At 69.3% G+C, this 18,254-nt stretch carries 15 protein-coding genes and 3 pseudogenes; 5 read left to right on the forward strand and 13 right to left on the reverse strand.

Annotation, left to right across the window (positions count from 1 at the left end; genetic code table 11):
* Positions 1-9: 9 nt before the first annotated feature.
* The 9 genes and pseudogenes from ACGFZQ_RS23995 to ACGFZQ_RS24035 all read right to left on the reverse strand — a co-directional run bounded on the left by ACGFZQ_RS23995 (position 10) and on the right by ACGFZQ_RS24035 (position 8,434).
* Positions 10-966, reverse strand: a complete 957-nt coding sequence (locus ACGFZQ_RS23995) for a phosphotriesterase (protein ID WP_393842014.1) — start codon at positions 964-966, stop codon at positions 10-12.
* Positions 967-1,014: 48 nt separating this feature from the next.
* The gene (locus ACGFZQ_RS24000; protein ID WP_393842015.1) at positions 1,015-1,989 is read right to left on the reverse strand and encodes a phosphotriesterase; all 975 of its coding nucleotides are present in this window, start codon (positions 1,987-1,989) and stop codon (positions 1,015-1,017) included.
* Positions 1,990-2,768: 779 nt separating this feature from the next.
* On the reverse strand, positions 2,769-3,377 hold the full coding sequence (locus ACGFZQ_RS24005; RefSeq protein WP_362576707.1) for a TetR/AcrR family transcriptional regulator: 609 nt from the start codon (positions 3,375-3,377) through the stop codon (positions 2,769-2,771).
* 140 nt (positions 3,378-3,517) lie between these two features.
* Positions 3,518-4,112, reverse strand: a pseudogene (locus ACGFZQ_RS24010) (CoA-transferase); the annotation flags it as partial.
* Positions 4,110-4,516 (reverse strand): annotated as a pseudogene (locus tag ACGFZQ_RS24015) (3-oxoadipyl-CoA thiolase); the annotation flags it as partial. The pseudogenes ACGFZQ_RS24010 and ACGFZQ_RS24015, both read right to left, overlap by 3 nt.
* Positions 4,513-5,781, reverse strand: a complete 1,269-nt coding sequence (locus ACGFZQ_RS24020; RefSeq protein ID WP_393842016.1) for an FAD-dependent oxidoreductase — start codon at positions 5,779-5,781, stop codon at positions 4,513-4,515. The gene ACGFZQ_RS24020 and the pseudogene ACGFZQ_RS24015, both read right to left, overlap by 4 nt.
* Before the next feature lie 12 nt (positions 5,782-5,793).
* Positions 5,794-6,438 (reverse strand): maleylpyruvate isomerase N-terminal domain-containing protein, encoded by a 645-nt coding sequence (locus ACGFZQ_RS24025; protein ID WP_393842017.1) that lies wholly within the window; start codon positions 6,436-6,438, stop codon positions 5,794-5,796.
* Positions 6,435-7,262, reverse strand: a complete 828-nt coding sequence (locus tag ACGFZQ_RS24030) for a fumarylacetoacetate hydrolase family protein (RefSeq protein WP_393842018.1) — start codon at positions 7,260-7,262, stop codon at positions 6,435-6,437. The genes ACGFZQ_RS24025 and ACGFZQ_RS24030 overlap by 4 nt, the downstream gene beginning before the upstream one ends.
* 2 nt (positions 7,263-7,264) lie before the next feature.
* A complete protein-coding gene (locus tag ACGFZQ_RS24035) occupies positions 7,265-8,434 on the reverse strand; it encodes a cupin domain-containing protein (protein ID WP_393842019.1) in 1,170 nt (389 codons plus the stop codon).
* 71 nt (positions 8,435-8,505) lie between these two features.
* Here ACGFZQ_RS24035 and ACGFZQ_RS24040 point away from each other — a divergent pair, with 71 nt between their 5' ends.
* From ACGFZQ_RS24040 to ACGFZQ_RS24060, 5 genes are all read left to right on the forward strand, one after another.
* Positions 8,506-9,282 (forward strand): IclR family transcriptional regulator, encoded by a 777-nt coding sequence (locus ACGFZQ_RS24040; protein ID WP_393842020.1) that lies wholly within the window; start codon positions 8,506-8,508, stop codon positions 9,280-9,282.
* A gap of 161 nt (positions 9,283-9,443) precedes the next feature.
* Positions 9,444-11,078, forward strand: coding sequence for an MFS transporter (locus tag ACGFZQ_RS24045; protein ID WP_393842021.1), 1,635 nt, complete (start codon positions 9,444-9,446; stop codon positions 11,076-11,078).
* Positions 11,079-11,769: 691 nt separating this feature from the next.
* Positions 11,770-12,162 (forward strand): hypothetical protein, encoded by a 393-nt coding sequence (locus ACGFZQ_RS24050; RefSeq protein ID WP_393842022.1) that lies wholly within the window; start codon positions 11,770-11,772, stop codon positions 12,160-12,162.
* Between the two features lie 5 nt (positions 12,163-12,167).
* Positions 12,168-12,836, forward strand: coding sequence for a nucleotidyl transferase AbiEii/AbiGii toxin family protein (locus ACGFZQ_RS24055; protein WP_393842023.1), 669 nt, complete (start codon positions 12,168-12,170; stop codon positions 12,834-12,836).
* Between the two features lie 268 nt (positions 12,837-13,104).
* Positions 13,105-13,932, forward strand: a complete 828-nt coding sequence (locus ACGFZQ_RS24060; protein WP_393842024.1) for a LamG-like jellyroll fold domain-containing protein — start codon at positions 13,105-13,107, stop codon at positions 13,930-13,932.
* Positions 13,933-14,249: 317 nt separating this feature from the next.
* Here the strand turns inward: ACGFZQ_RS24060 and ACGFZQ_RS24065 are convergent, their stop codons facing one another.
* From ACGFZQ_RS24065 to ACGFZQ_RS24080, 4 genes and pseudogenes are all read right to left on the reverse strand, one after another.
* Positions 14,250-14,453: a hypothetical protein gene (locus tag ACGFZQ_RS24065; protein ID WP_393842102.1), complete on the reverse strand. Its 204-nt coding sequence runs from the start codon at positions 14,451-14,453 to the stop codon at positions 14,250-14,252.
* Positions 14,447-14,604 (reverse strand): annotated as a pseudogene (locus tag ACGFZQ_RS24070) (IS5/IS1182 family transposase); the annotation flags it as partial. The gene ACGFZQ_RS24065 and the pseudogene ACGFZQ_RS24070, both read right to left, overlap by 7 nt.
* Positions 14,605-14,983: 379 nt before the next feature.
* Positions 14,984-15,991 carry a hypothetical protein gene (locus ACGFZQ_RS24075; protein ID WP_393842025.1) on the reverse strand — a complete coding sequence of 336 codons (1,008 nt, stop codon included), beginning with the start codon at positions 15,989-15,991 and terminating at the stop codon, positions 14,984-14,986.
* A gap of 1,232 nt (positions 15,992-17,223) precedes the next feature.
* Positions 17,224-18,240 carry a hypothetical protein gene (locus ACGFZQ_RS24080; RefSeq protein ID WP_393842026.1) on the reverse strand — a complete coding sequence of 339 codons (1,017 nt, stop codon included), beginning with the start codon at positions 18,238-18,240 and terminating at the stop codon, positions 17,224-17,226.
* Positions 18,241-18,254: the final 14 nt, after the last annotated feature.

Raw genomic sequence — 18,254 nt, forward strand, 5'->3', positions numbered from 1 at the left:
GGGTCTCTCTTACTTCTGGATGGTCAGGAAGTCGGCGGGGTTGCCGACGAAGATCGTCCGGATGGCGGCGTCGTCGAGGCCGGCGGCCCGCAGGTCCGGGATCAGGTCGTCGAAGAGGTAGTTGACGGTGTGGCCCTTGACGCCCGGCCAGCCCAGCGGGGAGCAGTTGGCGTCGGCGGAGGCGAGGACCTGCCGGATCCGGCGGCCCCCGTCGACGAAGCGCAGGAAGTGGTCCAGGCGCTCCTTGCGGGGACGTGCCCAGAACGGGGGGTCGGGCAGCTCGGTCTCGTAGCCGAAGGTGTCGAAGCCGATGCGCCCGCCCTGCTCGGCGATCCAGACGTCGCGCGTCCTGTCGGCGTTGACCCCGTCGTCGACATGCCCGAAGAGCACGCGGTGCAGGGGGAGTCCCTCTTCCTCGAAGATCGCGATGGCGTTCTCGGCGTCGATCGCGAGGTGGGTCAGGATCGGTACGCCCGTGGTGAGCGCGGCGCGGGCGGCGGCACGGTAGATGCGCTTGTCCAGGTCGGTCATGCGGCCGCCCCGGCTCACGCCGACCTTGACGACGCCGGCGAGGCTGCCGGTGTCGCCGATGCCGACGGTGATCTCGTGGACGAACTGCCGCGTCAGGTAGTCGACGTCGGCACGGGCGAAGTGCGGCAGGGCGGTGTCGCCGCCGACGAAGCCGGTGCAGGCGACGATGTGGACGCCGGTCTTCGCCGACAGCGACTTGTAGTGGTCGACGTCGCGGCCGTTGCAGATGCCGGTCGCGTCGACGAAGGTGCCGCCGCCCAACTCGTGGAACCTGCGCAGCTTCGGGACGGTTTCCTCGTGACGCTGCTCGGGGGTCTTCCACCATTTCGTGTCCAGCTCGGAGCCGGGCATGCCGTAGCCGACGTGCTCGTGGATCGCCACGAAGCCCAGTTCCTCGGCGGGGACCGGCCCCAGGACGGTGTTCACTCGCGACACAACACTCACCTTCGGAAAAGATCTTGACAGTCGATCGGGACGGCGCGTTCAGCGCATCGCGAGCAGATCGCGCGGGTTGGCCTCGAGGATGCGCCGCACGTCGTCGTCGCCGACGCCGTGCGCCGTCAGCAGCGGCACGAAGGCGGTCAGCACGTGGCTGTACGGCAGGTCGTTCGCGGGGTGCCCCTTGGCCACGCCGGTCGCGCCGACGGAGAGCAGGATCCGGTCGGCGTGCCCGGCCCGCACGAGCTCGGCGACCAGGGCGGCGCGTTCGGCGTCGGTGAGGTGCTCGGCGTCCTCGGTGCCGATGTGGTCGAGGACGAGGTGGGCGCCGCGGTCGGCCACCTTCTCGGGTGCGCCGGCCGCGACGGCGTCCCTGCGGTCCAGTCCGCCGACGGCGACCCGCTCGGCCGGCAGCTTCTCGTCCAGGACGACGTCGAGTTCCCCTACGGCGTCGCCGCCGTACCGGAGGGAGACGGCGACGCCGGTGGCGAGGGCGGCGCGGGCAGCTCCGCGCAGCAGGCTCTCGTCGGTCGGGGTCATGCCGGCGCGGGTGGCGGCGGTGGCGACCAGTCCGGCGGGGCCGCGGCGCTCCACGCGCGGGACCACCATGCCCTCGGTGATCTCCCGGGTGAAGAGGTCGGCGAACTTCTCGGCCGGCCAGGGGGTCGGCGGGTTGGTCTGCGGAGTGAGGAAGTAGCCCCCGAGCAGTTCCTCGGGCCCCTGGCCGGTCGAGGTGACGATGTGCACGCCGGTTGCGCGGGACAGGGCCTCGTACAGCCTGACGTCGCGGCCGTGGAACATGCCGGTGCTGTCGACGACGGTGCCGCCGCCGTGGGCGCGGAAGTCGCGCAGCTTGCCGGCGAGCGTCTCGAAGATCTCGGCGCGGCCCAGGGTGATGTCGAAGGCGTGCTCGGCACCCGGGAGCACCGACAGCAACGCCTCGTGGACCGAGACGACGCCCAGCTCATCGGCGGGCACGGGGCCCAGGACGGTGTGGACGGTGTTGCTGTTCACGCTCATGGCTGCCTCACGTGTCCGGTGTGGGTGCGGCGGTGCACCCTGTGGCTGCCCGTCACGGTAGCCATTCGGTTTACATGACGTCAATGAAACGTACATCACGAGAAGACATTGGCCACGGGGTTGCGCTGGAGCGCGGCATCAGAGCACGGCACGGGCACCGAGCCAGGCCGTGTGAATCATTCGATGGACGCGACGGGGGCCACTTTCACCGAGGGGCACGCGCTATGAGGTCATCCATAACGCCCTCGCCGACCGGGAGTCGTCCCTCGTCGATGTAGATCGCCTTCGATCCGGCGGCCGACCAGGGCCTGACCGGCACCTGGCCGGCGTCCGACCCGCCGGTGCACACCCGGCTGCCCGCCGCCCTCGCCGAAAACCTCTCGCCCCGCGCCCTGCCCGGACCGAAGGGGCGGATCAAGGCCAAGGACGACGCCGGTCACGGCCGACGGCCTGGCCGAGGGCTCGGTGGGCCGCGGCATCTTCGACGCCGAGGCTCGCGGGGAGGCGAAGGAGGGGAAGTCGATGATCTGCGCTGCCGCTGCCGTTCCACGCGGCCCGCGCCGGGGGCGTCGCCCTGCTGAGCTACCGGGTGGCCGCCACCATGCGCACCCTCGCCGCGCCGCGGGTCGAGGAGTTCCCGTGCCCGCTGCCCGGGCCCGGCGTCCACATGGTCTGGAATCCGCGGTCGGCCGACCGCCGCTTCGTCGCCCGGCTGCGGGCGTTGCTGCTCGACGCCGCGACCGACCGAGCGGTGAGAGGACCTGTCCCGCCCGTGGCGGTCAGGTCAGCAGCCGCACCCAGCTGGCGCTCAGCTCGTCGAGCATCTGCTCGCGGGTGAGCCTCCAGTCGGCATCGCCCCAGTGCTGGGCGACGTAGTCCAGCTCGGCCATCGCCAGCACGCCCCGGAAGCGGCGCTGGTGGCGGTCGAAGCGCCCGGCCTGCGTCAGGCCGTCCTCGATGTCACTGATGGCCTCCTCCAACCACCGCTCGACCAGGTCGCGCAGCTCCGGGTCGACCGCCGCGGCGTCCCGGCCCACGCGGATGATCGGCCGGATCTCGCTCCAGCTGCCGGCGGTGCGGCGCAGCCAGGCGCCGATCGCCTCCGGCGCCCCGTCGGCCACGGTGGCGACCAGGTCCTGCGCCGTGGAGCCGTGCTCGGGCGAACGGACGCGCTGGAGCGCCTCGTTGAGCCGCTCGTCGATGAGCGCCTTCATCAGATCGCTGCGGGAAGGGAAGTAGGCGTAGAAGGTCACCCGGGTGGTGCCCGCCGCGGTCGCGATGTCGTCGACCGTGGTGGCGGCGTAACCCTTCGCGGTGAACAGCTCGAGCCCGGACTCCAGCAGCAGGCGGCGCGTCATCTGCTTCTGCGCCTGTCGAAGGTTCGCCATGCCGGAGATCCTAGCCCCACGTCGCACGCCGGACGTACGGACCGGTTCCGCCGCTGACACCCTGCTCGGGTCATGGACGGTGTGTAAAGCGTCCCGGGGGGCCGGTGCCGTGGGCCGTCACCGCAGCGGCGCCCACGCCTTCAGACGAGCAGTTCGACAGAGAGCCGCTCGCGCGGTTCGGCCACCGTGATGCCGTACGTCTCCCGCACGCGCACCCCGTCCGGACCGGGCTCGAAGACGCCGTGATCGGTGTAGACGAGGCTCACGCAGCCGACGCCGGTCAGCGGGTACGTGCACACGGGCACCAGCTTCGGGGCGCCGTCTCGGGGCGAACAGCTTCATCATCACCAGCACCCGGCGCGCCCCCACGGCCGGGTCCATCGCGCCGCCCACGGCGGGAACGCGGTCCGGGTCGCCGGTGTGCCAGTTCGCCAGGTCGCCCCGCCGGGAGACCTGGAAAGCCCCGAGCACGCACACGTCGAGGTGGCCGCCGCGCATCATCGCGAAGGAGTCGGCGTGATGGAAGTACGCCGCCCCGGGCAACTCGGTGACCGGAACCTTCCCGGCGTTGGTGAGGTCGGGGTCCACCTCGTCGCCCACCGCGGCCGGGCCCATGCCGAGCATGCCGTTCTCGGTGTGCAGCACGATGCCCGCGTCGGGTGGCAGCTGCTCGGCGATCCGGGTCGGCTGCCCGATGCCGAGGTCGACGTAGGAGCCGGGCGGGATGCCGCGGGCCGGGAAGGCGCGGTCCGGCTTGGGCACCACCCAGGGCGCGCGGGTCATGGACTCCACGCCGCCGGCGCCGACGACGTCTGCGTCGCCCGACTCCAGGGTGCGCGAGGCGATGATCGCGGCGTCGAGGCCGGAGCCGCACAGCCGGTTCACGGTGGTGGCGGGGACCTCACCGGCAGCCCGGCCAGCGGGACGGCCATGCGGCCGACATTGCGGTTGTCCTCGCCGACGCCGTTGGCGTTGCCCCACACCACGTCGCCGACGGCGGCGCGGTCGAGGTCCGGGGCCTGCGCGAGCAGGCCGGTGAGCGCGGTGGCGGCGAGGTCGTCGGGGCGCACCCCGGACAGGCCGCCGCCGAACCGGCCGAAGGGGGTGCGAGCGGCGGCGTAGAGGTAGGCGTCGCTCATGCCGTACCAGCCGCCGTCACCGCATCCTCGGCGGCCGTGGAGGCGAGCGGAATCGGCGTGAACATCTCGGGCTCCTCGTCCGGCGTCAGCGCGGTGGGGCCGTACAGCCAGTCGGTGAAGGAGTAGTCGGAGGTGTCGCGGGCGCGCAGCAGCACGTTGCGCTGCTCGCGTGCGAACCCGTCGAGGTGCCACAGCTCGCCCCACTTCCGGGAGGTGGTCAGCACCCGTCGGCAGTGCTCGGGGCGGACGGCCTCGTAGGCGGCGAGGGCGCCGTGCCAGTCGATCGTGCCGTCCTCGGCGCGGTTGCGGGCGACGTGCTCGCCCAGCACCCAGCCGTCCTCGACGGCCATGATCGCGCCCTGCGCGATGTACTGCAGCGGCGGATGCGCGGAGTCGCCGAGCAGTGCGATCCGGCCGTGGACCCACTTCGTGATCGGGTCGCGGTCGAACATCCGCCACCACTTGTCGCGCCACATGAACGGCAGGCCGTCCCTGACGAAGTCGCAGGTCCGGGCGAAGGCGGTGTCGAGCTCGTCGGGTGTGCCCCAGTCCTCCCGGCCGGCCAGGGCCTTGGGCGACTCGAAGACCGCGACCTGGTTGAGCAGCTCGCCTCCGCGCAGGCCGTAGTGGACGAAGTGGCAGCCCGGGCCGACGTACACCACGACCTCGCTGAGGTCGACGGACGTCACCCGCGGCTGCTCGGCGGGGACGGTGCCGCGGTAGGCGACGTACGCCGAGGAGACGGGCCGGTCGTCGGCGAGGAGCTTGCGGGCGACGGAGTGCAGGCCGTCGGCCGCGATCACGACCCCGGCCTCGTGCGTCGCGCCGGAGGCGAGCGTCACGCGGGCGCCGCCGTCGGTGTTCTCGTACGACGTCACCTGCGCGGCGTTGATCAGCTCGACACCGGCACGCTCGCAGGCGCGCAGCAGCAGGCCGTGCAGGTCACTGCGGTGGATGACCAGGTACGGGTAGCCGTAGCGCTTCTCCAGGTCGCGCAGGTCCAGCCGGGTCAGCTCGTCGCCGTCGACGGCGTCGCGCATGACCATCGCGTCCGGGACGACGCCGAGGCTCTTCGCCTCCTCCAGGAGGCCGTAGTCGTCGAGGATGCGGGTGCAGTTGGGGGCGAGCTGGATGCCGGCGCCGACCTCGCCGAAGGCGGGGGCGCTCTCCAGCAGGCGGACGGAGAGGCCCTGGCGGGTCAGGGAGAACGCCGCGCCGAGGCCTCCGATGCCGCCACCGACGACGATCACATCAGGTTGGGACATGGGACTCTCCTGTCAGAGCCACGGGCCGAGCTCGGGGGCGTCGGCGAGCGAGTGGGGCCGGCCGGCCAGCCAGGCGGCGACCTCGGGCAGCGGACCGTCGGGCAACCCGGCCAGCCCGCGCTTGGCGCGGATCTCCTCGGCCAGGGCGGCCAGGAAGCCCCTGGGCAGGTCGGCGAAGGTGACGACGCCGCTGCCGAGATCCACGACGTGGACGCACACCTCGCGGGCGCGCATCCACGGCAGCTCGGTGGCGGGGACGGTGCGGCCCTGGGCGGTGACGACCTTGCTCTGCCACTGCTCGTCGGTGAGTCCGTCCAGTCCCTCCGCGAGCCGGTGCGCCGAGTTGGTCAGCCAGGAGCGCAGTTCGTCGGCCGACAGGGTGGGGCCCTTGGCGATGCCGGCGGCGCGTTCCCCGGCGGAGCCGTACATCGGCGTCTCCTCGCCGGTGGCCGCCCAGTGCACCAGGTTGCACAAGGCGTCGGCGTTGGCGGCGACATGCGCCACGAGGTGCTTGCGGGTCCAGTCCGGGAGCACGCTGGGGGCCGAGAAGCCGGCCTCGTCGAGTCCCGCGGCGGCGTCCAGCAGCAGAGCGGTGCCGGTGCGAACCCACCCGCGCGCGTCGGCGAAGGTCCGCGTGCCGGCAGCCGTGCCGGTCATCCCTCGACCACCTTGTTGGTGCAGGCGCCCAGACCGGCGATCTCGGTGACCACGGTCTGGCCGGGGAGCAGGAAGACCTTGGGGTCGCGGGCGTTGCCCACACCGGCCGGGGTGCCGGTGGCGATGATGTCGCCCGGGCGCAGGGTGATGACGGTGGAGATGTACTGGACCAGGAAGACCGGGTCGAACAGCAGCGTGCCGGTGTCGTCCTGCTGCATGACCTGGCCGTCGACGACCGTCTTCACCCCGAGTGCGGGGCGGACGCCGCCGACCTCGTCGGGGGTGACGACGTACGGGCCGACCGGGGTGGTGGCCTCCCAGATCTTGCCCTGGGTCCACTCGATGGTGCGGAACTGCCAGTCGCGCACCGAGATGTCGTTCATGACGGTGAAACCGGCGATGGCGTCGGCGGCCTGCTGCTCGTCGGCGCGGCGCACCGCCTTGCCGATCACCACGGCCAGTTCGACCTCCCAGTCGAACGCCTCGGTCTCGGCCGGCCTGACGATGTCGTCGTTCGCGCCGAGCAGGGTTTCGGCGAACTTCGGGAAGAGGGTCGGATGGGCGGGCAGGTCCCGGCCCATTTCCTTGATGTGGTTGGTGTAGTTGTGGCCGACACAGACGACCTTGGACGGGTTCGGCACGACCGGCGCGAAGTCCGCGCCCTCGACCGGGTACGTGGCGCCGGATGCGGCGGCGGCCTTGGTCTGCCAGCCGTCCTCGGCGAACAGCTCGCCCAGGTCGGCGTACCCGAGATCCACGAGGACGTCGCCGTCGAGGCGAACCGCCCGGGTTCCGTCGGCGGCGCGGAGGGTGGCGAGCTTCATGGTCAGGCGTCCTTCTGGGTGCGGTCGGTGCGGTCGAGCTTGAGCGCCTCGAAGACGGGTGCGTCGGAGAAGCGGAACAGGTCGAGGGAGCCGGAGTCGGAATCGGTCGCGCCGGCCTCGGAGCGGGCGGAGAATGGCTCCCAGGACGGGACCACGAACAGGTCGCCGCGGGTCACCGTCCACGTGGTGTCGCCGACGGTCACCACGCCGGAGCCGTCGAAGACCTGGTAGACGGAAGAGCCGGTCTCGCGCGTCGGCGCGGTCTCGGCACCGCGGGCGATGCGGTGGAACTCGGCGCGGATGGTCGGCAGGACGTCGCAGCCGTCGTGCGGGTTGGCGTAGCGCACCGCGGCGTGGCCGGGCTCGACGGTGCCGCCGAAGCCCTGCTTCTCCAGCAGGAGCTGGTCGCGCAGGGCCGCGTCGGTGTACTGCCACTTGTAGGACAGCAGCGGGCTGCCGGGCGTGGCGGGTGCGGCCGACAGCGGGCGCAGGCCGGGGTGGCCCCACAGGCGTTCGGAGCGCGACCGCTCGGGTGTGGTCCGCTCGGCGTCGCTGATCTCGTCGCGCCCGAACTCGAAGAACTGCGCCTCGGTGACGTACTGGAAGGGGATGTCCAGGCCGTCGATCCAGGCCATCGGCTCGGAGGTCGCGTTGTGGTGGGCGTGCCAGTTCCAGCCGGCCTGCGGCAGGAAGTCACCGCGGTTCATGGGCACGGGGTCGCCGCCGACGACGGTCCACACGCCGGAACCCTCGACGACGAACCGGAAGGCGTGCTGGGTGTGCCGGTGCTCGGGAGCGTCCTCACCGGGCATGAGGTACTGGATGGCCGCCCACAGCGTCGGGGTGGCGAAGGGCCGACCGCCGAGCGAGGGGTTGGCCAGGGCGATGGCCCGGCGCTCACCACCGCGGCCGACGGGGACCAGTCCGCCGGCCCGGTCCGCCAGCTCCCGCAGCCGCTCCCAGCGCCACAGATGCGGCACGGCGCGCGAGCGCGGGTGGGCGGGCATCAGGTCGCCGATCTCGGTCCACAGCGGGACGAGGAGTTCCTGCTCGAAGCCCCGGTACAGCTCCTCGAGCGCCGGGGTGACCTCGGGTTGCCCCTCCTCGGCGACGGCCTGCAGCCGGACGGGGGAGCCCGCGGTGATGTCTTGGGTGATGGAGGACTCAGTCACAGGCTCAGCGTGCCGCGCGTCTACAGCGGGAACATCTAGATTCTGGAGAGCAGAATTCACGAGGGATCATCATGGACAAGCCGCTGAAGACACCGCCGCCCTATCCCATCGCCAGCGTGGACCATGCCCTGCGGGCGGCGACCATCCTCCAGATGGAGGGGGGCGCGACCGTGGCACAGCTCGCCGAGCGTCTGGGCGTCGCCAGGTCGACGGCCCACCGCATCCTGGCGATGCTCGTCTACCGGGATTTCGCCGTGCGGGGCGAGGACCGTGTCTACCGCGCGGGCCCGGTGCTGGAACTGGCCGCGCACTCACAGTCCCTCGTGTCACGGCTGCGCGCGGCGGCTCTTCCCCACCTCCACCGGGTCGTCGACCTGGTGGACGAGACCGCGAACCTGATCGTGCGCACCGGGGACACCGCGCGGTTCATCGCCAGCGTCGAGTGCCGGCAGGCCCTGCGAGTCGGCTCCCGAGAGGGCATGGTCTTCCCGGCCCACCGCACCACGGCGGGACTGCTTCTGCTCGCCGACCTGACCGACGAGGAACTCGAGGAGGTCTACGCCCCCGGGCGCTACCGCGACCGCCCTGCCGACCGCCCCGACCTCGTGCGGCTGCGGACGGAGCTCAGGCGTATGCGCCGCAACGGCTTCGCCGTCAACAGGGAGCGGTCCGAACGCGGTCTCGTCGCGGTCGGTGTCCCGGTGCGCGACCGGGACGGCACAGCGTTGGCCGGCCTCTCCGTCTCGATGCCCAGCGTGCGCTACGACCCGCACCGGCTCCAGGCGCTGGTCAAGACCCTCCAAGCCTCAGCGGACGCGCTGGAGCAGGACCTGTCTCACCAGGACTGACACACCTGGCCAGGCAATCAGTTTCCATGGTGGCCATTACCTTGCTTGTACGCATACATCATTGACGTGACGTAAAGCGAGTGTCATTCTCCACGGCATTGCACCCTCTTCGGGCTCCCGCTCACGGGACGTCCGTCTTTCCCCAGCCAGGGAGAACAGCAATGACGCTCAACAACGGGACGACCATGTCCCAGGGCCCAACCGCGGGGGCCGCCCGGACGCCGGGCTACGCGGGAACACTGGCTGCCGCCTGCGGTGCGGTCTTCGTGGCCCAGGTCGCGAACGCACTGCCGGCCTCGCTGAACGGACTGTTCCAGCAGGACCTGAACACCCGCGGCTCGCAGCTCACCTGGATCACCGCCGCCTTCATGGTCGCGGTGGTGTGCTTCGAGTTCACCTTCGGCGTCCTCGGCGACCTGTTCGGACGCCGCAGGCTCGTCGTGGCCGGTACGGCTTTGGTCGCCGCGGGCAGCACCGTCGCCGCGCTCGCCCCGACCGTCCATGTGCTGTGGCTCGGCACCGCCCTGAACGGCCTGGGCGCCGGCGCCATGTTCCCCGGCTCGCTCACCGCACTGAACGCTCACACCCGCGACATGCGTCAGCGGTCCCACGCAGTCGCGGTCTGGAGCGGGTTCCTGTCCGCCGGCGCCGCCGTCTCCCCCCTCCTCGGCGGCGTGTTCGCCAGGGTGGGGTCGTGGCGCGGCTCCTTCTGGGTCCTCGTCGGCCTGGCCCTGGTCAGCATGGTGCTCACCGTGGCACTCGCCACGGAGTCGAGGGCGCCCGAGGGCCGCAGGCTCGACGTGGCCGGTCAGGTCACCTTCGCGCTCGGCCTCATCCTGGCGCTGTACGGCGCCGTCGAGGGACCCGAGTCGGGCTGGACCACCCTGCCCGTCATGCTCTCCCTCATCCTCGGCGCGGTGTTCCTCGCGGGGTTCGTCGTGGTGGAACTGGGGGCCGGGTCCCCGATCTTCGACCTGCGGTTGTTCCGCAACCGCGCCTTCGCCGTGTCGTCCGCGGCCGCGGTCATCGGCATGCTCGCCTTCCTCGGTGCCTGTTACGCGACGAGCATGTGGCTGGGTCCCGTGCAGCACCAGGACCCGATCCGCGTCGCGATCCCCTTCCTGCTCCTCCAGGGGCCCGCCTTCCTGCTCATTCCGGTCGTCTCGCGGCTGCTCCACCGGGTCGCCGCGTCCTGGCTGCTGACCTCCGGATTCGTCCTGATGGCGGCCGGCTGTCTGCAGTGCGCCCGGCTGGACGTCACCGACCCGCGGCTCGCCGCGTTCGTGGCGCCCGCCCTGCTGATCGGCGTCGGTTTCGCCCTGACCGTCAGCTCCGTCACGGCCGTGGCGCTGAACAGCGTGCCCCCGCGCCTTGCAGGCATGGCCAGTGCCACCACCAACATGCTGCGCGACCTCGGCTTCGTACTCGGCCCGGTCGTCGTCGGCGCGGTGGCCCTCAGCAACGCCGGGTCGGCGTTCGCGACGAACCTCTCCGGCGCGGGCCTGTCGGCCGCTCAGACGGAAGCGGCACAGGAGATCGCGAGGGCCGGCGGACCGCTGGCCGTGAACAGCGTGCCGTCCGGTGCTCCTGGCTCGCCTGCCCACGGCCTGGCCCTCGACGCCCTGGGCAGCGGGTTCGGCACCGCGTTCCTGGTATGTGGGGCGGCGGCGGCCGTCGCCGCGGCGCTCACCGCCTTCGGCATGATCGGCCTCCACGCCGGCGACGAGGTGGCGGCGCCTGCGCCGCCCGGCCACGACGGCAGCCCGGAACCGGTTGCCGGCGCCACACATCCCTGACCTCCGCATCCCTCGGGACGCCAGAGGGAACGATCAGCGTGCACGGCCTGTCCGCCCTACACCACCGGGGTGCGGACGGGCCGCGCCGCCGCTCGTCGACGGACCTCGCCCGCGCTCCGTTCACGCCTTGAGCCGCGCCCGGCACAGCAGGCGGCGCTTGGTGAACGGTGTGCAATCCGGGACCGTCCGCCCCCGGGTGACGGCACATCAGAACGAGCGTCACCTGAGCGTCGGGACGGTTGGCGCCGTGCCGAGCATGATCGGCCCTCACCCCAGCACGGCCGCATGAAGGGCCTGGTCAAGTGTGGTTCACGAGAAGGAACGCGCCTCACGTCGTGCTTATCCGGAAACACGTCGCAGCGCCCGGCACCACACTCGCTCACCTGCACGAACGTGCAGGTCAGACGCCCTTGGTGACGGGTTCGAGAATGGCGACGCACTCCACGTGATGCGTCATCGGAAAGATGTCAGCCTGAGCGGATCCCAGAAAAGCCCTGGTCAGAGCCATTATATCGACTCATCGCCCTTCATGCAGACACCCGGAGCGTCAAACGAGCGTCAAGGCCGAGAGTCCGTCCTGCCCAGCGCTGAGCAGACTGCAGCAACCAGTTCACCGGGGATCCGCCACCGCTCCGGACGTCAGGTCGCACATCATGCCCCTCGCAACGTCTCCGGCCGCCATAATGGAGTCATGCCCTCCAGCACACAGCACCCCGCCCCGGCCCCGAGGGACATCTCGGGCGCGGACGCCGAGGACCTCGCGCTGTACCGGGAGAAGTTCCGCGGCCGTCTGCCGGAGTCGCTGGACGAGCTGCACGGACCGATCCACGGTGTCGTGGATCTGCCGCTGCACATGGCCTGGTCCGGGATGACCTCATATGACCTGGGCAAGCCACGCCAGCGTATGGGCTTGTACCGCACCGTCCTGCACGAGGGCCTGCACGACGACCTGCCCCGCTACCTCAACCAGGACCTGCTCCACGAGCTGTGGCCGGTGCTGCGCACACTCGTCGGCCGCACCGTACGCGCCGTATGGGAAGACGCTTTCCCCCAGCTCGCCTCCCGTACCCGGGCAGCCGCGTGACGGACATGCCGGAGCTGCACACACGGCTCTTGGCGGATGTGATCGCGCTCGGTTCCCCGTACCCCCTGGTTCTCACCGGCGGGTACGCCGTACGGGCGCACCACCTCGTCAACCGCCCGAGTCAGGACCTCGATGTCGCCACCGAGAACCCGGCGCCCATGGCAGACATCGCGGCTGCGCTCCGCGCCGGCCTGGAAGCCCACGGCTGGAAGGTGCACGCGCTGGAGACCGCCCCGCTGTCCGCCCGCTTCACCGTGACCGACCCGGCCACCGGGCAGGAATGCGAAGTCGACATCCTCAAGGAGATCTTCTGGCGGCCGGTCGCCCAGAGCCCGTACGGGCCCGTCCTCGCGGAGGAAGACGTGATCGGGACCAAGGTCCGCGCCCTCGCCGACCGCGGAGCGCCACGCGACCTGATCGACGTGTTCGCAGCCTCCCGCCGCTGGACCAATGCCGAGCTCGAAGAATTCGGCCGCCGCCACGCCCGCGGCCGCTTCGAGCGCGAGGATCTGCAGGCGAACCTCACGGGCGCCGAGTGGACCGACGACGAAGCCTTCGCCGCCTACGGGATCGATGACGCCACCATCACCGCTCTCCGCGCCTGGGCTGTGGAGTGGGCCGACGACCTCGCGGCCCGTCTCCTCGAAGAGGCCGACGATCCGGGCATCGACTGATCACGCCGGACTGGGGCATCTCCACCACCCTGACCTCCCTCACCCCCTGCGACGGCTTCACCGGCGGCGGCGCCGCACCCAACGACCCCTGCACCAGCACCGTCGACGGCAACCGCACCGACGTCAACGGCTGGCTCGACGACATGGACCTCGGCAGCCCCTGGTCCCCCCACCGGTCTACTACGCCGACTTCGACACCACCCTCGCCGTACCCGACACCAGCAAGGGCGAGGACAAACTTTCCACGGCCGCGGACACCGGCGACCACGTGAACCTCATCAACTCCGGATACGCCGCCGAAACCCTCGCCATCCTCTCCCCCCACGACGCCTGGGCCCTCAACGACGGCGACGGATTCACCATCGCCAACGACACCGCCCCCACCGACACCCCCTACACCGTCAACGACACCACCGGCGTCGGCAGCAACACCGTCGCCCTCAATGGCACCACCACCTGGACCAACGACCCCACGCCCGTGGGGAAACCCTCTCCTTCGACAGCACCACCGGCTACGCCGCCGGCAGCGGCCAGGCGCTCAACACCACCGGCAGCTACTCCGTCGCCGCATGGGTGCAACTCTCCTCACTGCCCACCCGCAGCGCCACCGTCGCCGCCCAGGACGGCACCGAGAGCAGCCCCCTACTACCTCCCATACGACTGCACAGACACCAGTAGCCCACAGTGGGCCTTCACCTTCGCCAACACCGACACAGCCAACCCGGACCTCACAGCCGGCGACTCGACAACAGCAGCCACCGCCAACACCTGGACCCACCTGGTCGGCACCTACGACGCCACCACGAAAACCGCCCAGCTCTACCTCAACGGCAGCCTCGCCGCCACCGCCACAGGTGTCATCTCCTGGAACGCCGCCAACGCCTTCACCATCGGCCGCAGCCTCCACAACGGCACCAACTACGACTTCTTCCCCGGCCTGATTAGCACCGTCCAGGCATGGAACTACGCACTCACCCCCAAACCAGGTCACCGCCCTCTACCATCAAATCCCCTGGCCCCTCCCGCCACGGGTGCCCCGAGCCGACAGCCAGGAGCACCCACGGCAACGAGCCACATGGGCCACAAGTCCTGCTGAGCCCGCTGCTCGCCCTGCCCGACCTGGAGGCCGCCATCCGGAGTCGGCATCTCCGGAAGCCGGTTCAAGAGGCCGACCGCCCGCACGTCGCCACCAGCGAGCTGCGACCAGCCCACTTCATCCGAAATACCACGTAAACCTGCAAGACGGCGTTCCAGAGCATCCGGCGAGAGGTCACGAGATTGTCACGCACTTCAGGTGATGCCTCATCACCCTCGCGTCAGCGACAGGTTCAAGCAGTACATCGCACTCCACAGTGCACCCGCTCGGCGGTCCAAGTAGGACGAGGAAACCTATCGCATCCTTGAACGCACCGGTCAGACGGTTTTCGCCACAGGCTCCAGGATCACGACGCTCTCCACGTGCGAGGTCATCTGAACCGTGTACGACTCCATGCCGCCAAAGAAGTCGCAGGTCAAACGATACTTATGGCCTCTCCACCGTGAAATTTCGGGGCTGGAGCGATAAATGAGCGTCACGCGAGCCTGCCACACCACCCACAAAGTGAGGCTCTTCAGCACTGACGCTCCAGGGTGAGGACGGCGGCAGTGATTGACGTATTCGATTCGGGCTGTACCGGGCTTTGCGGAAGATGCGCCAGGACTTCAGGTCGGCCACGCCTCGCTCCACCGGTGCCAGTGCTGCGGAGAGTGCGCGGTTGACCGGGATCTCTGGGTTCGCGGCCGGGTGGGCGCCTGACCGGTGGTAATCCATGACCCGACGGCCGTCGTGTAGGCGGGGGCAGTACCAAGGGCGATGCCAAAGCCGGCCGCGATCTGCGCGCCGGGGCGGGCGACCAGGATCCTTCGGGCATGACCACTTCGTGGGAATCGAAATCGGCTGACCTCCAGCCGCTTTTGAAGGCCAGCGACGGCGGGATGCCGGCTGCCCTGCGTTCAGAGGTCGTCGCCAGTGGCGGCCTGGCGGAGCCTCCGGGGTGTCGGAACGGCCGAGGGCCACGGCGAGGAAGCGCCCGATGGTTGGTGGCGACTGCCGCCTTGTGGCCCTGACGCTGTCCCAACTCGGTTCCGAGGAAGCCAGCACGGATTATTCAGGAGCGTACCTGAACCGTGCTGGTGTTCTGGTCGGGCACACGGACCTGGCGTGCAGTGCGACGCGGCGACAAGGGCATTTTATTACTGTCCGGGTCGGCTGATTCGTGCTGCACCTCGGTGAATCTGCGGGCCGAGCCAGCGCGGACGACTTCGGGCATACGCTCGTTGGGTCGGAAGTACGCCATCTCCCAGACCCCGTCAGAGATCCATAGATTCCAGGTCTTGAGCAGCAGCCCCAACTGAAGTGAGCTGACAGTGTTGCCGCGCCGTGGGCGAGCCGGATGCTGAAAGTATCGGCGGACGACCCATCTGGGGTCGGCTGTGTCCAGGTGGGCTCCGGACACCAGTCCTCGGAAGAAGTCGTCTGCCTGCGAGGTGCTCCCGCCGTCCCGGTGGACCAGGTACGCGCATGCCAGTGATGCTGCGGGGGCGGAGTACACGCCGCTCTTCAGGGCGGTCATCAGTGGCAGGAAGTCCGGAAGGTCGAGGTACTCCGACTGGAAGAACCGTACGATCTCGGCATTGGTGTAGACGACCGACCGCCACGCGGGCCAGGCAACGTTCTTGCGTTCGGCGTCGTAGAGTCGCAGCAGCCGGACGGTCGAGGAGATGTCCTTGCGGTGCCGCTCGACGCCCACCAGGGACAGTGCGGTGGCGGCGGAGCGCGCCTTGCCGCAGTCCATAGTGGTGGCCGTCTGGTGTGGAAGGTCTCGGGCGACAAGGAAGCTGCGGGGCGTCTTGCTGATAATTACCGCTTCAAGGCGGTGCTGTCCCTGGATTGCGGCTCCATGACCGCACAGAGAGAGGACGTCGGGGTTGTAGTCGTCCCAGCGTCCGTTGCACATGTCACGAGCGAGTCGCCGGGCGTGAGAGGAATCCAGCTTGCGCGGATTGCAGCCGTGCAAGCGGGTCTTCTCAAGGATTTCGGCCGCCGCAGCAGGGGTGATGATCTCACGCACCGGCAAGGGGAGCGGTGCAGAGGAAGACATGCTCTCGTCGTTCATGTCAGACTCCGATGGATGCGAGACAGGGGCGATTGAGTGGCGTTTCCGTAGCGATGGTTCGTGTCTGCGTAATCAGGAGCGGGCTCACGTCGCCGGAACGGGTGACCTTGCTTTGCCGGAGGTGAGCCCAGCACGGTGAGTAATGCCCGCCATTGCCGACGGCTCGGCTTCCTTTTCTGGATCGAGAATAGGGCACAGTTGACGGCGAGGCGGGCGGTGCACCGTCAACTCGGCACGGTGTTCAGTGGCCCGTGACGTCAATCCGTATGTTCGTGGAAGAATCCGATGGCTGCACCGAACGCGAAGACTCCTGCGGTCAGCCCGGCCATTGGATCGCTACTTGCGGACGCCGCGATGTAGCCCACGCTGTTGGCAAGGGTGACCGCTGCGCACAATACGAGGAGGGTGCGCTGTCTGAACAATGAATCGTTCCGGCCTGCTCTGGGAGGAGCGCTCTCGGGAGGCTGAACGTGCGAAGAGACATCACAGAGCGGTGAAATTACGTCCGGTTGAGGGACGGCATCACCGGGGGGCCTGCGCCAGCGTGAAGTGGCTCTGATTCTGGGAGAGTGACTCATGACCGTGTTTCTCCTTGATTGGGCACACGGGATTGTGGTGGGAGCCCTCTCGCGAAGGGCTCCCACCTTTATATGATCAGTCACACCATCGAAGATCAATGTCTGTCGCGCGAATCGATGTCGTGGCGCGACCACGTGAAACCGGGTGGCGCAACGGGGCGCGTTGGATGTGACCATTCGCTCAATGATTCGGATCTACGACGGAGACGCGTGACCGCGGCTTGTCGACAGCCCTGTCAAAAGACGTTCTGCTTGGACCAGCGCGTTCCTGCCCGGTTCGACGAGTATTGGGCTCCACCGACGTCCCGCCGTCCTCGGCATGGAGCAGCATCACCGCGAATCCACTCCTCGCTGCGCGGTCCGCTGCACGGGTGACGCCGTGACAGCAGTCCGTTGCGCCTGCTGGTCGCAGCGGCACTCCGCGGTGGCTTCGCCTCAGGAGGCGCCCAAGCATGCCGACCGACTCTAGGGGGCAGAGCCAAAGGCTCCTGACGCTCGTCCACGTCGATGTCCGAGCCGGCATACACGTCCGAAGCTCGGCGGGGCATGGCATTGCGTGACCGCCCGCCAAAGCCTTGGGCTCCAGCGGTGCTTGTTGAAGAGGTCGGGCAGGGCAAGCGGCCCAACGCCATCGCCTTGTCCGGGATGCGCCTCTCATCCGGGGAAACCCTCTTCCAGGGGCAGGTGCATCATCCCCATCGTCTGTCCAGGAACGCTGACTCGGTCTGCAGCTCGGCGGCGTGGAACGACGGGTCCGTCCTCGCTCGGATTCCTGAAGGCTTGCTGCGCTTGTACAGCACATGACGCATTGACGATGTCAGGCATGCGCTGTGTCGCGCGAAAGTTGGCGATCTCCCAGGTCTCACCGGTGACCCAAAAGTTCCACGTCTTCAGGAGCAGTCCCAGGTGAAGGGCGCTGGTGATGTTGCCGCGTCGTGGCCGGGCCGGGCTGTGGAAGTACCGGCGAGTGATCCACCTAGGATCGGCTGTGTCCAGGTGGGCTCCGGAGATCAGGCCCTGGAAGAAGTCGTCCGCGTGCGAGGTGCTCCCGCCGTCCCGGTGGACCAGGTACGCGCATGCCAGTGATGCTGCGGGGGCGGAGTACACGCCGTTCTTCACTGCGGTCATTAGCGGCAGAAAGACCGGCAGGTCGGAATACTTGAATTGGAAGAACCGTACGATCTCTGCATTGGTATAGACGACCGACCGCCACGCGGGCCAGGCAACGTTCTTGCGTTCGACGTCGTAGTTCTGCAGCAGCCGGATGGTCGAAGAGATGTCCTTGCGATGCCCATCGACGCCCACTAGGGACAACGCGGTCGCAGCCGATCGAGCCTTGCCACAGTCCATCGTTGTCGCCGCACCATGTAGCACGTCTCGGGCGACAAGGAAGCTGCGGGGCGTCTTGCTGATGATTACCGCTTCAAGGCGGTGCTGTCCCTGGATTGCGGCTCCATGACCGCACAGAGAGAGGACGTCGGGGTTGTAGTCGTCCCAGCGTCCGTTGCACATGTCACGAGCAAGTCGCCGGGCGTGAGAGGAATCCAGCTTGCGCGGATTGCAGCCGTGCAAGCGGGTCTTCTCAAGGATTTCGGCCGCCGCAGCAGGGGTGACGACCTCGCGTACGAGATCAGGCAGCGCTACGGTAGCGGGCGCGGCGTCTTCGATCACGGTCAACTCCGGTT

This window comes from Streptomyces sp. NPDC048254, from assembly GCF_043201895.1.
GTDB lineage: Bacteria > Actinomycetota > Actinomycetes > Streptomycetales > Streptomycetaceae > Streptomyces.

Coding starts and splice junctions, on each gene's coding strand:
- ACGFZQ_RS24000 (WP_393842015.1), bottom strand. CDS start 1,989: ATGAGCGTGAACAGCAACACCGTCCACACCGTCCTGGGCCCCGTGCCC.
- ACGFZQ_RS24005 (WP_362576707.1), bottom strand. CDS start 3,377: ATGGCGAACCTTCGACAGGCGCAGAAGCAGATGACGCGCCGCCTGCTG.
- ACGFZQ_RS24020 (WP_393842016.1), bottom strand. CDS start 5,781: ATGTCCCAACCTGATGTGATCGTCGTCGGTGGCGGCATCGGAGGCCTC.
- ACGFZQ_RS24025 (WP_393842017.1), bottom strand. CDS start 6,438: ATGACCGGCACGGCTGCCGGCACGCGGACCTTCGCCGACGCGCGCGGG.
- ACGFZQ_RS24030 (WP_393842018.1), bottom strand. CDS start 7,262: ATGAAGCTCGCCACCCTCCGCGCCGCCGACGGAACCCGGGCGGTTCGC.
- ACGFZQ_RS24040 (WP_393842020.1), top strand. CDS start 8,506: ATGGACAAGCCGCTGAAGACACCGCCGCCCTATCCCATCGCCAGCGTG.
- ACGFZQ_RS24045 (WP_393842021.1), top strand. CDS start 9,444: ATGACGCTCAACAACGGGACGACCATGTCCCAGGGCCCAACCGCGGGG.
- ACGFZQ_RS24050 (WP_393842022.1), top strand. CDS start 11,770: ATGCCCTCCAGCACACAGCACCCCGCCCCGGCCCCGAGGGACATCTCG.
- ACGFZQ_RS24055 (WP_393842023.1), top strand. CDS start 12,168: ATGCCGGAGCTGCACACACGGCTCTTGGCGGATGTGATCGCGCTCGGT.
- ACGFZQ_RS24075 (WP_393842025.1), bottom strand. CDS start 15,991: ATGAACGACGAGAGCATGTCTTCCTCTGCACCGCTCCCCTTGCCGGTG.